The following is a 12,762-nucleotide window of genomic DNA, read 5'->3' as shown; positions in this document are numbered from 1 at the left end:
TCGGCGCCCAGCTCTGCCGCCAGCCGCACCACCGCGTCCACGGCACCGTGATGGGCCGTCAACAGGCCGGCGCCGAGGCTGCCAGCCGCTGCGCCCAGCCTCTGCAGTTGGCCATCCAGCCTCAGTACCGATTCCTGTATGAATTCCACGCGGCGGTCAGTTTGGGGCAAAACCTCCAGAATGGTTTTGTCAAAAACAAATGCGCAATACACCTGCTTACATGACTTCAGCGCGTGGTACAGAGCGGCGTTGTCCTGAACCCGCAGGTCGCGCCTGAACCACATCAACCCCGTTTCATACTTCTTGTGCATCCGGCCATCGTAGCGAAAAGCGGCTATCCGGCCGTAGATCCCCCGCGAATTGGCGGGTGGCCGGCAGGGTGGGCTCCCCGCGCCGTCCCGTCCGGCGTAAAATCCCGCCATGGCCACGGATTCTGCATCGATCAACCTCACGCACCACTTCCTCATTGCCATGCCGGGGATGGATGATGAAGCTTTTGCCAAGAGCGTGGTGTACATGTGCGAACACAGCGACCGGGGTGCGCTGGGGCTGGTCATCAACAAGCCCAGCGATATCAATCTCAAGAACCTGTTCGACAAGGTCGAGTTGCCTCTGCGGCGCGACGACCTGACCCAGTCCCCGGTATTCCAGGGCGGCCCGGTCCAGACCGAACGGGGCTTTGTTCTCCACGAATCCATGATGCCGGGCAACGAATCGGTCTATGCCTCGACGATGACGATCCCCGGCGGCCTCGAAATGACCACCTCCAAAGACGTGCTGGAAGCGCTCTCCACGGGCGCCGGCCCGCGCAGGRTGTTTGTCTCCCTTGGATATTCGGCCTGGGGTGAAGGCCAGCTGGAATCGGAAATCTCGGACAACAGCTGGCTCACGGTCGCAGCCGACGTCGGTGTGATTTTCGACACACCGGTAGAGCAACGCTACGACAAGGCGCTCATGCTGCTGGGCCTGCAAAGCTGGATGCTCTCTCCCGAGGCCGGTCACGCATGAGCCTTGCGGCCATGCCTTCCCTTCGGGCCTCTGGCCTCCAAACCTTTCTGGCTTTCGACTTCGGTCTCAAGCGCACCGGCGTTGCCACCGGCAACGTGCTGACCCGTACCGCCACCCCCCAGCCCACCATCAACGCTGAAGGCAGCGACGCCCGCCTCAAGGCGGTCGAGGCGCGCATCAAGGAGTGGCAGCCCGACGCCCTCGTCATCGGCGTGCCCTTTCACCCCGACGGCGCAAGCCACGACAATACCGTGCGCGCACAAAAGTTCGCCCGCCAGCTTCGCGGGCGCTTCGGCCTGCAGGTCTTTGAGGTGGATGAACGCTACAGCACCACCGAAGCACTGGCCGGCGGCGCAGCCGATGCCGACGCAGCCTCGGCCTGCATCATCCTCGAGCAGTTTTTAAGGAGTTTTCCATGAGCAGCCTGACCCTGGACGCTGAGGCGCTGTATAGCGACCTGCTGCGCGGCATGCGCCAGCAACTGGCGTCTTATCCCCAACCACCCAAGCTGGTCGGCGTGGCCTCGGGTGGTGCGTGGCTGGCACAGCGCCTGCAAAAAGACCTGGGCCTGGAAGGCGAAGCCGGCGTGCTGTCGTCCTCCATGCACCGCGACGATTTTTCACAGCGCGGCCTGGCTTCCAGCGGTCAAACGCTGCTGCCTTTTGACGTGAACGGCGCCCACCTGGTCGTGGTGGACGATGTGCTCTACACCGGCCGCACCATCCGGGCGGTGCTCAACGAATTGTTTGACTACGGCCGGCCCGCCAGTGTCAAGCTGGTCGTACTGGTAGACCGCGGCGGGCGCGAGCTGCCGGTGCAGCCCGACCTGGCGGTGGCGCGCGTGGCCTTGCCCGCTTCGCAGTCGCTTGAACTGGCCCGCGCAGAGGACGGCAAGTTCAGCTTCCAGGTTCAGGGCTGATCGTCACCATCACTATTACTGCCAGGCCACCCCCAAAAAACCAAGAGACCCCAAGGAGTCCATCACATGCTGTATCGACGAAATCCGCAACTCAACAAAAACGGCGAGCTGATTCACCTGCTGTCGATTGAAGGCCTGCCCAAGGCCACCCTGACGCAGATCCTCGWCACCGCCGCCAACTTCGTCAGCGTCAACAACCGCGAAGTCAAAAAAGTCCCGCTGCTGCGCGGCAAGAGTGTCTTCAATCTCTTCTTTGAAAACTCCACCCGCACCCGCACCACCTTCGAAATCGCCGCCACGCGGCTGTCGGCCGATGTCATCAACCTGGACATCGCGCGCTCATCGGCCTCCAAGGGCGAGTCGCTGCTCGACACCATCGCCAACCTGAGTGCCATGGCCGCCGATCTCTTCGTCGTGCGCCACAGCGAATCGGGCGCACCTTATCTGATCGCCCAGCACGTCGCGCCGCATGTGCACGTCATCAACGCCGGCGACGGCCGCCATGCGCACCCCACGCAGGGCCTGCTCGACATGTACACCATCCGGCACTACAAGAAAGATTTCAGCAAGCTCACGGTCGCCATCGTCGGTGACGTGCTGCACTCGCGCGTGGCGCGTTCCGACATCCATGCACTCACCACGCTGGGCTGCCCCGAAGTGCGCGTGGTCGGCCCCAAGACCCTGGTGCCCGCCGACATGGCGCAGATGGGCGTTCGCGTCTGCAATACGCTCGAAGAAGGTATCAAGGACGCCGACGTAATCATCATGCTCAGGCTGCAGAACGAACGCATGTCCGGCGCGCTATTGCCCAGCAGCCAGGAGTTCTTCAAGAGCTTCGGCCTCACCACCGAAAAATTGAAACTGGCCAAGCCAGACGCCATCGTCATGCACCCCGGGCCTATCAACCGCGGCGTTGAAATTGACTCCGCCGTTGTCGACGGCACGCAGAGTGTGATCCTGCCGCAAGTCACATTTGGTATTGCAGTCCGCATGGCCGTCATGAGCATAGTCGCAGGGAACGAAGCATGAAGATACTCATAAAAAACGGCCGCGTCATCGACCCAGCCTCGAAATTCGACGAAGTTTGCGACGTGGCAATTGCCGCGGGCCGCATCGTCTCGCTCAAAGGCCCGCCCGCTGATTTCGCGGCCAACAAGACGATTGATGCCACGGGCTGCATCGTCGCCCCCGGCCTGATCGACTTGTCCGCCCGCTTGCGAGAACCTGGGCACGAGCACGAAGGCATGCTCGAAAGCGAACTCGCCGCGGCTGTGGCCGGCGGCGTCACAAGCCTGGTCTGCCCGCCTGATACCGATCCGGTACTCGACGAGCCCGGCCTCGTTGAAATGCTCAAGTTCCGCGCCGAGAAGCTGCACCAGTCGCGCGTGTTCCCGCTAGGTGCGCTCACGCGTGCGCTCAAGGGTGAGACGCTGACCGAGATGGTCGAATTGACGGAATCGGGCTGCGTAGGCTTCAGCCAGGCCGAGGTGCCGCTGGCCAACACGCAAGTCATGATGCGCGCCCTGCAATACGCCTCGACCTTCGGCTACACCGTCTGGCTGCGCCCGCAAGAGATGTACCTGGGAAGCGGCGTCGCTGCCAGCGGCGCTTTGGCCACGCGCCTGGGCCTGAGCGGTGTATCAGTCGCCGCCGAAACCATCGCACTGCACACCATCTTCGAGCTGGTGCGTGCCACCGGCGCGCGCGTGCACCTGTGCCGCATCAGCAGCGCCGCGGGTGTGGCCCTGGTGGCCAAGGCCAAGACAGAAGGCCTGGCCGTGACCTGTGACGTCAGCATCAACAGCCTGCACTTGACCGACGTGGACATCGGCTACTTCGACAGCCGCATGCGGCTGGACCCGCCGCTGCGTCAGCAGCGCGACCGCGACGCCATCCGCCAGGGTTTGGCCGACGGCACCATCGACGCGCTGGTGTCTGACCACACGCCTGTTGACGAAGACGCCAAGACTTTGCCCTTTGCCGAAGCCGAGCCGGGCGCCACAGGGCTTGAGTTGCTGCTGGGCCTGGCCTGCAAATGGGGTACTGACAGCGATGCTGGTCTGCAGCGCGCACTGGCGGTGCTTACGAGTGAACCCGCGCGGGTGCTGGGCAATGCGCTTGGCACGCTGCAGGCCAGCGCGGGGCAGCTCGTTAAAGGCGGCGTGGCCGATATCTGCATATTTGACCCCGCCGGTGAATGGACAGTCGAGCCCGCCGCCTTGCGCAGCCAGGGCAAGCACACACCGTTCTCGGGCCACCAGATGCCTGCGCGCGTGCGCTGGACGATCGTGGGCGGACAGCTCGCTTATGAAGCTCCTGACGCTTCACACTGAGGCGCTGCTTCCGTATGAAATGGCTTCACTTTTGTGGGACCTTGTTGCGCGCCATCGTGCATGCCGTCCAGGGTTTCTGGACGATCAAGACTGCTTTCCCCAAACTTCCCCAGGCTGAGCAGGAGGCCCGCGTACAGGCATGGGCCGGGGCCATGCTGTGCATCGTGGGCATTGAACTGGTGGTCAATGGCACGCCGCCGGCCACCGGCCCGGTGTTGCTGGTGGCCAACCATATTTCGTGGCTGGACATCCTGGTGATGCATGCCTCGCGCCATTGCCGCTTTGTCTCCAAGGCGGATGTGCGGGACTGGCCCTTTGTGCGCACGCTGTCAGACGGCGCGGGTTCCCTCTACATCGAGCGCGAGTCGCGGCGCGATGCTCACCGCGTCGTCACGCAAATGGCGGACCGCCTCCGCGCAGGCGACATCCTGGCGGTGTTCCCTGAAGGCACGACGGGCGACGGCATCACCCTCAAGCACTTTCACGCCAACCTTATCCAGGCGGCCATTGAAGCGTCTGTGCCGGTGCAGCCGGTGGCACTGAAGTTCATCGACGCCGCCAGCGGCGCGACCAGCTTCGCCCCCAGTTATGTGGATGACGAAACCCTGGTCGGATCGATTTGGCGCACCCTGACTGCGCCGCCGCTCAAGGCGGTCGTTACCTTTGGCGAGGTGCAGGCCCCGCAAGGCCAGACCCGCCGGGTGTGGGCGCAGGCGCTGCGGGAAGATATTGAGCGTCTGAGGCAGACGCAAGGGTAAAGTGGCCGGCGGAGCTAAGCGCGGCTAGGGCGCAGCAACGGTTTCACGGGGAAAGGTCACCACATGGTCGACCTCGGCACGTATGCCTATCCACTCGCCCAGCGCATGGTTGTGGTGCGACGGCACATGCGCCATCACCGTCTCGCCCGTCTGCAATTTGAGCGTGTACAAAAACTCTGACCCGCGAAATGCCTTGCGCACGATCTGCGCTTTCACTGGTGCGTTGTCGTCATGCACGATGTCGTCGGCGCGCAGCAGCACGTCGCACAGGCCGCCGGCATACGCGCCGGGCAAGGGGCATTCGAGCATGTCCGTCAGGTCGCCCAGCGCAGTGTGCACCACCACGTCGTCGCCGCGCTGCTCGATATGCGCTTGCGCAAACACACCATGGCCGATGAAGTCAGCCACAAATCGGGTGGCAGGGCGGTGGTACAGCGCATAAGCCTCATCCCACTGGTGCAGTTTGCCCTGGTGCATTACGCCGATGCGGTCGCCGATGGCAAAAGCCTCCAGCTGGTCATGTGTGACGAACAGTGCGGTGGCGCCGGCCGCCTTCAGGATGCCGCGCACCTCGTGCGCCAGGCGCTCACGCAGGTCCACGTCCAGGTTGGAAAACGGCTCGTCCAGCAACAGCAGGCGCGGCTGCGGTGCAAGCGCGCGCGCCAGTGCCACGCGTTGCTGCTGGCCGCCTGAAAGCTCATGCGGAAAGCGCTTGTGCACATTGCCCAGGCCGACCAGCTCCAGCACGTCTGCGACGCGCTGCTTGCGCTGAGCGGGTGTTAGATGAGTGAGCCCGAAGGCCACGTTGTGCGCGGCATCCAGATGCGGAAACAGCGCGTAGTCCTGAAACACCATGCCGATGCGGCGGGATTCGGCCGGCACATGCAAGGCGGCGGTGCTCACCACATCCTTTGCCAGCGTAATGCTGCCGGCATTGGCCCGTTCAAGGCCAGCCACTGCGCGCAGCAAGGTGGTTTTGCCGCAACCTGAAGGCCCGATCAGAACGCCGATTTCCCCTGCCTGGAGGCTGAACGACACGCCGTCCACGGCGGGTTTTGAGCGGCCGGCGTAGTGCACGCCCAACTGGGAGATATCCAGAAACATGCAAACAATTGTAGATGCTTACAATTCTCATTTGCAGTGACTGACTGCAAAAGCGTGGCGAACGCAGGCGGGGGCAGGGCTCCTTCCCGCGAGAGGCCTTTTTGCTGAGGCTTCCGGGGCTCCATGTTTCGCCGATATTTCCCTTCTGTTGTGCTGTTTTTGCTGGTTGGGCTGCTGACGCTGCCGGTGCTGGCCGTCGCCTTGTCCTGGCTGCAGTTCAACAGCGATGCGCAATCCATCCTGCTGCAGATGCTGCAGACCGTGTTGCCCGATTACACGCGCACATCACTGCTGCTGTGCCTGTGCGTGGCCTTTGGCGTGGCGGTGGTGGGAATGGCCACCGCCAGCATGGTCACGCTGTTTGATTTCCCCGGGCGCCGGGTGTTTGAGTGGGCCTTGCTGCTGCCGCTGGCCATGCCGGCCTATGTGCTGGCCTATGCGTATACCGACTTTCTCCAATACGCCGGCCCGCTGCAGACCTGGCTGCGTGCCAGCTTCGGCCTGCAGGGCCGGCTGCTGCCCGAGGTGCGCAGCCTGGGGGGTGCCGTACTGGTCTTCACCGTCGCGCTCTACCCCTATGTGTACCTGCTTGCGCGCACGGCCCTGTCTGAGCGCGCCGTGCACCTGATGGAAGCGGCGCGCCTGCTGGGCGCACCGCTGTCGCGCCGCATCCGCGGTGTGGCGCTGCCGCTGGCGCGGCCTGCCGTGGCCGCTGGTGTGGCGCTGGCGCTCATGGAAACGCTGGCCGACTTCGGCGTCTCCAGCTATTTCGGCATCCAGACCTTCACCGCCGGCATCTACAAGGCGTGGCTCTCGATGGACAACCGCATCGCTGCGGCGCAGCTGGCGACCGTGCTGCTTTTCTTTGTCGCGCTGCTGCTGTGGATAGAGCACAGCGCGCAAAAGCGCATGCGCTTTGCCACCGGCCGCGGCGCGCGCGCCGGCGCGCAAGACGCGGCCCCCGTGCAGTTGCGCGGCCTGCGCGCCGTTTCGGCCTGGCTCGTGTGCGCCGTGCCCATCGCGCTGGGCTTTGTGTTGCCGGTGCTCTTTATGCTGCGCCCGCTGGTGCTGGGGTGGGACAACCTGCTTTGGGACAAATTCATTGGCTGGACGCTCAGCAGCATTGGCCTTGCAGGCTTGAGCGCACTGTTGGCCACCGCGCTTGCCTTGGGCCTGGCCTTTGCGGTGCGCCGGCAGCCGGGCCTGCTTACCCGCGCTGCCGTGCACCTGGCGGGTCTGGGTTATGCCGTGCCCGGCGCGGTGATTGTGGTGGGCCTCCTGCTGCCCGTGGGCTGGTTGCAGGCCGCTGCGCCGCAGACCAGCGCGGGCTATTGGGTCACCGCCACCATCCTCGGTGTGGTCTGGGCTTACCTGGTGCGCTTCAGCGCCGTGGCACTGCAAAGCCTGCAAAGCGGCTACTCGCGCATCCCGGCCAGCTTTGACGACAGCGCGCGCATGCTGGGCACCAGCGGCCTGGGCATCCTCAGCCGCGTTCATTGGCCGCTGCTCAAGCGCTCGGTGGCGGCAGCGGGCCTGCTGGTGTTTGTCGATGTGATGAAAGAGCTGCCCGCCACGCTGGTGCTGCGGCCCTTCAACAGCGACACCCTGGCCGTGATCACCTACCAGCTCGCGCGCGACGAGCGGCTTGGTGAGGCCGCCTTGCCCGCGCTGGCGCTGGTGCTGGTGGGTTTGCTGCCCGTCGCGCTGCTCAGCCGCACGCTGCGGTCAAAGTAAACGCAACCAGGCACTTCCCGTCAGCCGCACTCAGGCCTTGGCCTTGATGTAGCGGTATTCCTGCATCAGGCCGCCAGAGCCGCAGGCTTCGCCACGGGCTGCGATTTTTCATCTTTGGTGTCGCTGCCGTCCACCACCTTGATGTCGAAATAAAAACAGTTCTTGCCCTGGCCGGCGTGCCATGCAGTTACGTTCCGGCCAGGAAGCCGTTGCGAATTTTGTTGCTTTTCTTCGCGCAATGGCACGTTCTCGCAGCGCGGCGCCGAGCCTGTAAGCATGAGCCTACGCTCATCAAATACGGGGGCCTACGGTGGGAGAAAAAGAACGAGCGTACGGTGTGAACATGCCGCCCGGACGACATGGGACATAAGTGCGACGGGCGAATTTATCAACTGACGTTCAGGAGAACACCATGAACAAGGACCGCGTGGAAGGCAACTGGCTTCAATTCAAAGGCAAAGTCAAAGAACAGTGGGGCAAGCTCACTGACGACGACCTCGATGTAATCGCCGGCAAACGCGACCAGTTGCTGGGCCGCATCCAGGAGCGCCACGGCCTCAGCAAGGATGAGGCTGAGAAGCAGGTCGCCGCCTGGAAAGACCGCAACCCGACCGATTTTTTTGAGCGCTATTGATCCGCCGTTGAGCGTTCCAGCGTCCATCCATAACCAATCCATAACTCCAACTCATCCAAAGGAAAATCCATGAAAACCAAATTACTGATGCTGACCGCTGTGATGTCCTGTGCTTTTGCCGGCCAGGCCCTGGCTATGACCAAAGAGGAACATAAAGCCGAGAGCAACCGCATCTCGGCCGACTACAAAGCCGGCCGCGACAAGTGCGCCACCTTGAAAGACAATGCCAAAGACATCTGCGTGGCCGAAGCCAAAGGCGCTGAAAAAGTCGCCAAGGCCGAACTGGAAGCCCAGTACAAGCCCAGCCCGCGCAACACCGAAAAGGTGGCCCTGGCCAAAGGCGATGCCGCCTACGACGCCGCCAAGGAAAAGTGCGACGACCTGAAAGGCAATGAGAAGGACGTTTGCGTGAAAGATGCCAAAGCGGCCCACGTCAAAGCCAAGGAAGACGCCAAGGTCGCCAAGACCTCAGCCGACACCAGCAAGAACAAGACTGAAAAAGTGACCGAAGCCAAGAAGGACGCCAGCGCCGAAAAGCGTGARGCCGAYTACAAAGCCGCCAAGGAGCGTTGCGATGCGCTTACCGGCGCCCCGAAGGACACCTGCCAGAACGACGCCAAGGCCAAGTTCGGCATGAAGTAAGCGGCGGAGCCTGCTACCCGAGGGTGGCAGGCCTTCCTCCAGAACGGCGCGTGAAACCGCCGGAATCACCCGGGATGCCGAGGCATCACCGGGTTTTTTCGTTTTGCCCTCCTGTTGCGCCTCTCTTGCTTCACCCCGCTTGTTCGCCCGGTTCCTCATTTGCTATTAATTCAGGAGCTGCTTGCGCAATATACATAAGGGCTTCGGCTACTTTTTTCATAAGAAATCAGCCTGCTGGTGGTGCGGGCGTGACGGCGCTTGTAGAGCCGCAGCCGGCTGCGCCACGGGGATGCGGCTGGCGTCGTCGGTTCCCCAGAATCCAAGGAGCACACTGGGACAGGGCGCCGGCTCCGGCGTGCATCGGGGTCGCGCTCTTAAAATGAGAGCTTCGCGGCGGCCAGAGATTCAGCTGTTTGCCGCCCGCCACAACCAAAGGTCTCAATGCTTGTTCAGGATGGTTTGCCCGCTCGCGAACGCTTGCGTGCGTTGCTGGTCATCGTTCTCGGTATTGTCATGGCGGTGCTTGACGGGACCATCGTTAACCTGGCGCTGCCGGACATCGCCCGTGAACTGAACGCCGCGCCCGCCCAGTCCATCTGGGTCATCAACGCCTACCAGGTCGCCACGCTGGCGCTCTTGCTGCCGCTGGCCACATTAGGCGACATCATCGGTTACCGTCGCGTTTACCTGGCAGGCATGGCCGTGTTCACGCTGGCCTCGCTGCTCTGTGCGCTGGCTGATTCATTGACCACACTGGCGCTGGCCCGCGTGCTGCAGGGCTTGGGCGCGGCTGGCCTCATGAGCGTCAACACCGCGCTGGTTCGGCTCATCTACCCAAAACACCTGCTCGGCCGCGGCATCGCCATCAACTCGCTGGTGGTGGCCACCGCCTCGGTGGCCGGCCCGTCGATTGCGGCCGGCATTCTTTCCGTCGGTTCGTGGCCGTGGCTGTTTGCGCTCAATGTGCCGTTCGGCCTGATGTCGTTGTGGTGGGGTCGAAAGGCGCTGCCCGAGAACACCGCCAAGGCAGAGAGCCTCAAGCTCTCGCCGGTCGATGTGGTGCTCAACGCCCTGATGTTCGGCCTGGTGTTCCTGGGCGTAGACGGCCTGGGTGTACGCGTGGAAGCTGTGCCGGGTGCGGCATCATCCTTGTGGCTGCCGCTGGCCGAGCTGGCCGCCGGAATCGTCATCGGCGTGATCTACGTGCGCCGCCAGCTGGCCATGCCCGTGCCGCTATTTCCGCTTGATTTGCTGCGCATTCCCGTGTTCGCGCTGTCCATGGGCACGTCGATAGGCGCCTTCTGCGCGCAGACGCTGGCCTATATCTGCCTGCCCTTTTTGCTGCTGGGCAGCTACGGCTTCAGTCACCTCGAGGCGGGCTTGCTGCTCACCGCCTGGCCGCTGGCGATTGTGGTGACTTCGCCGCTGGTGGGCCGGCTTATAGGGCGCTATCCAGGCGGCCTGCTGGGCGGCGTTGGCATGGCCATGCTCTGCCTGGGGCTGGTGTTGCTGGCCGTGTTGCCCGCGCATCCGGCGCAGGCCGACATCGTCTGGCGAATGGCGCTGTGCGGCATCGGCTACGGCCTCTTTCAGTCACCCAACAACCACACCATCATCACCTCGGCGCCCGCACACCGCAGCGGCGGCGCCAGCGGCATGCTGGGCACGGCACGTTTGACGGGACAGACATTGGGCGCGGTTTTACTGGCGATGATTTTTGCCGTGTCCAGTCCCGGTGAAGGCGGTCAGGGTCCCTTGATCGCCCTTTGGCTGGCCGCTGCCTTTGCCGCCACGGCCGGTGTTTGCAGCGCCCTGCGCATGACGCAGGCAGCACGACCCAAAACTCAGACGGATTAAACGGCGGGCGCCTGCAGGCCCGCCGCCCGGTGCACTTCGACGCGGATTTCTTCGGTAAGTTTTGCCTTGAGATCCGTGAAAACCGGTGTCGTCTTTACCAAGTAATGCCGTGGATGCTCCAGGGGCACCGCAATGTCGCACTTGATGCGGCCTGGTCTTGCGCTCATGACGACCACGCGGCTGCCCATAAAGATGGCCTCATCGATGTCATGCGTCACGAACAGCACGGTTTTCTGCTCGGCCTCCCAGATACCTTGCAGCAGCTCCTGCATCAGCTCACGCGTCTGATGGTCCAGTGCGCCGAAGGGCTCGTCCATCAGCAGGATGCGCGGGTTGTTGGCAAGGGCACGAGCGAGTGCTGTGCGTTGTTGCATGCCGCCTGAAAGCTGTTTGGGGAAATGGTTCTCAAATCCCTGCAGTCCGACCTTCTTGATGAATTGGTGCGCGATATCGTGCTGCTTTTCCAGTGGCATGCCTTTTTCCCGCAGGCCAAAGCAGACGTTTTGCAAAATCGTGAGCCACGGAAAGAGCGTGTAGCTCTGGAACACCATGCCGCGGTCCGCGCCTGGGCCCGCTATGGGTTTGCCGTCCAGCACGATGGTGCCGCTTGTGGGAATGTCCAGCCCGGCGACCATGCGCAGCAGGGTGGACTTGCCGCAGCCTGAAGGACCGAGGATGGTGATGAAGTCGTTCTCGGCAACCGCGAGGTCGGTGGCTTGCAGCGCGACGGTGCCGGGGCCCTTGTTGGCGGCAAAGGTTTTCGACAACTGGGTGACGGTCAGGATCGGTGTGGAGGAAGAAGAAGTCATCGGCCTAACTGAGCCCACGGGAAAAGTTTTCTATTGAGCGCTTTAAACGCCAGGTCGGTGACCAGGCCGAATACACCAATGACGATGATGCCGAAGATGATCTGGTCTGTCGCCAGCAGTGCCTGGCTGTCGGTGATCATGTGGCCGATGCCGCTGGACGCGCCTATCAGCTCCGCGACGATCACATAGGTCCAGGCCCAGCCCAGTACCATGCGCAAGGTCTCGGCAATCTCGGGCGCTGCACTGGGCAGCAGCACGCGCACCACGATGCCGCGGTCGGCCGCGCCCAACGTGTAGGCCGCCTCGACCAGGTCGCGCCGCGTGTTGCCGACACTCACGGCAATCATCAACACCAGTTGAAAGAAGGAGCCGATAAAAATCACGGCGAGCTTCTGTGCCTCACCAATCCCGGCCCACAAAATCAGTAGCGGAATAAAAGCCGAGGCCGGCAGATAGCGTGCGAAGCTCACAAAGGGTTCAAAGAACGCTTCGACCGGTTTGTAGGCGCCCATCATCACGCCGAGCGGCACTGCCAGCAAGGCCGCAATCGCAAAGCCGCCCAACACCCGCCAGACCGTCATGCCGATGTCCTTGGCGAAACCCTGGTTGGCCAGCAGGTCGTAACCTGATTTCACCATGGTGATGGGGTCCGCCAGGAATGTCTTGGAGACATAGCCCCCCAGCGTGAAGATGGCCCACACGACAAAGAACAGGATGAAGAAGCTCACACCCAGCGCGATGCGCGCGCCGGGAGTGACAGGTTGGAGTGGTCTCATGCGCGTAACCTGGTAGCGGCGCTTGCCTTCGCCAGGGCCAGCGCGGAACCGGCTTTGCCGGGCCGCTGGTGGCGCCCCCTTGAGGGGCTGAGAGCCGCGGCTCCAAGCCTGCCCGCGCAGGCTTGGACGGCTCGGAAGAGCCGCCGCCTCTGGCGGCGGTGCGGAGCGGCCGAAGGCCGCTTCGGGGG

Annotated in this window: 15 protein-coding genes; 10 read left to right on the top strand and 5 right to left on the bottom strand. The window is 63.2% G+C overall.

The genetic code is table 11. The features are described 5' to 3' along the window. Window positions 1-284 (bottom strand): deoxyribodipyrimidine photo-lyase (locus AC1D1P_RS00830; protein WP_477671809.1); only part of this gene is annotated, 284 nt, incomplete at its 3' end. A gap of 136 nt (window positions 285-420) precedes the next feature. On the opposite strand from AC1D1P_RS00830, the gene AC1D1P_RS00825 reads away from it, so the two are divergent. The 6 genes from AC1D1P_RS00825 (at window position 421) to AC1D1P_RS00800 (ending at window position 5,018) form a co-directional block, all read left to right on the top strand. After that, window positions 421-1,008, top strand: a complete 588-nt coding sequence (locus AC1D1P_RS00825) for a YqgE/AlgH family protein (protein ID WP_477671808.1) — start codon at window positions 421-423, stop codon at window positions 1,006-1,008. Continuing rightward, complete coding sequence (gene ruvX / locus AC1D1P_RS00820) at window positions 1,005-1,427, top strand: Holliday junction resolvase RuvX (RefSeq protein ID WP_477671807.1); 423 nt, start codon at window positions 1,005-1,007, stop codon at window positions 1,425-1,427. Before AC1D1P_RS00825 ends, ruvX begins: the two co-directional genes overlap by 4 nt. Then, entirely contained in the window at window positions 1,424-1,927 is a 504-nt protein-coding gene (gene pyrR, locus AC1D1P_RS00815; protein WP_477671806.1) for a bifunctional pyr operon transcriptional regulator/uracil phosphoribosyltransferase PyrR, read from the top strand. The genes ruvX and pyrR overlap by 4 nt, the downstream gene beginning before the upstream one ends. A 66-nt stretch (window positions 1,928-1,993) precedes the next feature. Beyond that, window positions 1,994-2,956 carry an aspartate carbamoyltransferase catalytic subunit gene (locus AC1D1P_RS00810; protein ID WP_477671805.1) on the top strand — a complete coding sequence of 321 codons (963 nt, stop codon included), beginning with the start codon at window positions 1,994-1,996 and terminating at the stop codon, window positions 2,954-2,956. Continuing rightward, window positions 2,953-4,260 carry a dihydroorotase gene (locus tag AC1D1P_RS00805; RefSeq protein ID WP_477671804.1) on the top strand — a complete coding sequence of 436 codons (1,308 nt, stop codon included), beginning with the start codon at window positions 2,953-2,955 and terminating at the stop codon, window positions 4,258-4,260. Before AC1D1P_RS00810 ends, AC1D1P_RS00805 begins: the two co-directional genes overlap by 4 nt. 14 nt (window positions 4,261-4,274) lie before the next feature. After that, window positions 4,275-5,018, top strand: coding sequence for a lysophospholipid acyltransferase family protein (locus tag AC1D1P_RS00800; RefSeq protein ID WP_477668338.1), 744 nt, complete (start codon window positions 4,275-4,277; stop codon window positions 5,016-5,018). A gap of 24 nt (window positions 5,019-5,042) precedes the next feature. Here the strand turns inward: AC1D1P_RS00800 and AC1D1P_RS00795 are convergent, their stop codons facing one another. Next, complete coding sequence (locus AC1D1P_RS00795; protein ID WP_477671803.1) at window positions 5,043-6,122, bottom strand: ABC transporter ATP-binding protein; 1,080 nt, start codon at window positions 6,120-6,122, stop codon at window positions 5,043-5,045. A 123-nt stretch (window positions 6,123-6,245) separates the two neighbouring features. Here AC1D1P_RS00795 and AC1D1P_RS00790 point away from each other — a divergent pair, with 123 nt between their 5' ends. Next, window positions 6,246-7,856, top strand: a complete 1,611-nt coding sequence (locus AC1D1P_RS00790; RefSeq protein WP_477671802.1) for an ABC transporter permease — start codon at window positions 6,246-6,248, stop codon at window positions 7,854-7,856. A 65-nt stretch (window positions 7,857-7,921) separates the two neighbouring features. On the opposite strand, the gene AC1D1P_RS00785 is transcribed toward AC1D1P_RS00790, so the two are convergent. Further along, window positions 7,922-8,095, bottom strand: a complete 174-nt coding sequence (locus AC1D1P_RS00785; protein ID WP_477671801.1) for a hypothetical protein — start codon at window positions 8,093-8,095, stop codon at window positions 7,922-7,924. Window positions 8,096-8,268: 173 nt separating this feature from the next. Between AC1D1P_RS00785 and AC1D1P_RS00780 the strand changes: the two genes are divergently transcribed. From AC1D1P_RS00780 to AC1D1P_RS00770, 3 genes are all read left to right on the top strand, one after another. Next, window positions 8,269-8,490, top strand: coding sequence for a CsbD family protein (locus AC1D1P_RS00780; RefSeq protein ID WP_457281027.1), 222 nt, complete (start codon window positions 8,269-8,271; stop codon window positions 8,488-8,490). Window positions 8,491-8,559: 69 nt separating this feature from the next. Further along, the gene (locus AC1D1P_RS00775; protein ID WP_477668333.1) at window positions 8,560-9,132 is read left to right on the top strand and encodes a hypothetical protein; all 573 of its coding nucleotides are present in this window, start codon (window positions 8,560-8,562) and stop codon (window positions 9,130-9,132) included. A 441-nt stretch (window positions 9,133-9,573) separates the two neighbouring features. Beyond that, window positions 9,574-10,989, top strand: a complete 1,416-nt coding sequence (locus tag AC1D1P_RS00770; protein ID WP_477668332.1) for an MFS transporter — start codon at window positions 9,574-9,576, stop codon at window positions 10,987-10,989. Here AC1D1P_RS00770 and AC1D1P_RS00765 read toward each other — a convergent pair. Further along, on the bottom strand, window positions 10,986-11,798 hold the full coding sequence (locus tag AC1D1P_RS00765) for an ABC transporter ATP-binding protein (RefSeq protein ID WP_477668331.1): 813 nt from the start codon (window positions 11,796-11,798) through the stop codon (window positions 10,986-10,988). The genes AC1D1P_RS00770 and AC1D1P_RS00765 overlap by 4 nt on opposite strands. After that, a complete protein-coding gene (locus AC1D1P_RS00760) occupies window positions 11,795-12,574 on the bottom strand; it encodes an ABC transporter permease (protein WP_477668330.1) in 780 nt (259 codons plus the stop codon). The genes AC1D1P_RS00765 and AC1D1P_RS00760 overlap by 4 nt, the downstream gene beginning before the upstream one ends. Window positions 12,575-12,762 lie beyond the last annotated feature (188 nt).

The organism is Polaromonas sp. P1_E1_2 (assembly GCF_056406035.1).
This window is presented reverse-complemented; position numbering and strand designations above follow the sequence as displayed.

Excerpts from the sequence above, each read along its gene's own strand:
- ruvX (WP_477671807.1), top strand. The coding sequence starts at position 1,005 with ATGAGCCTTGCGGCCATGCCTTCCCTTCGGGCCTCTGGCCTCCAAACC.
- pyrR (WP_477671806.1), top strand. The coding sequence starts at position 1,424 with ATGAGCAGCCTGACCCTGGACGCTGAGGCGCTGTATAGCGACCTGCTG.
- AC1D1P_RS00805 (WP_477671804.1), top strand. The coding sequence starts at position 2,953 with ATGAAGATACTCATAAAAAACGGCCGCGTCATCGACCCAGCCTCGAAA.
- AC1D1P_RS00800 (WP_477668338.1), top strand. The coding sequence starts at position 4,275 with ATGAAATGGCTTCACTTTTGTGGGACCTTGTTGCGCGCCATCGTGCAT.
- AC1D1P_RS00795 (WP_477671803.1), bottom strand. The coding sequence starts at position 6,122 with ATGTTTCTGGATATCTCCCAGTTGGGCGTGCACTACGCCGGCCGCTCA.
- AC1D1P_RS00790 (WP_477671802.1), top strand. The coding sequence starts at position 6,246 with ATGTTTCGCCGATATTTCCCTTCTGTTGTGCTGTTTTTGCTGGTTGGG.
- AC1D1P_RS00780 (WP_457281027.1), top strand. The coding sequence starts at position 8,269 with ATGAACAAGGACCGCGTGGAAGGCAACTGGCTTCAATTCAAAGGCAAA.
- AC1D1P_RS00770 (WP_477668332.1), top strand. The coding sequence starts at position 9,574 with ATGCTTGTTCAGGATGGTTTGCCCGCTCGCGAACGCTTGCGTGCGTTG.
- AC1D1P_RS00765 (WP_477668331.1), bottom strand. The coding sequence starts at position 11,798 with ATGACTTCTTCTTCCTCCACACCGATCCTGACCGTCACCCAGTTGTCG.
- AC1D1P_RS00760 (WP_477668330.1), bottom strand. The coding sequence starts at position 12,574 with ATGAGACCACTCCAACCTGTCACTCCCGGCGCGCGCATCGCGCTGGGT.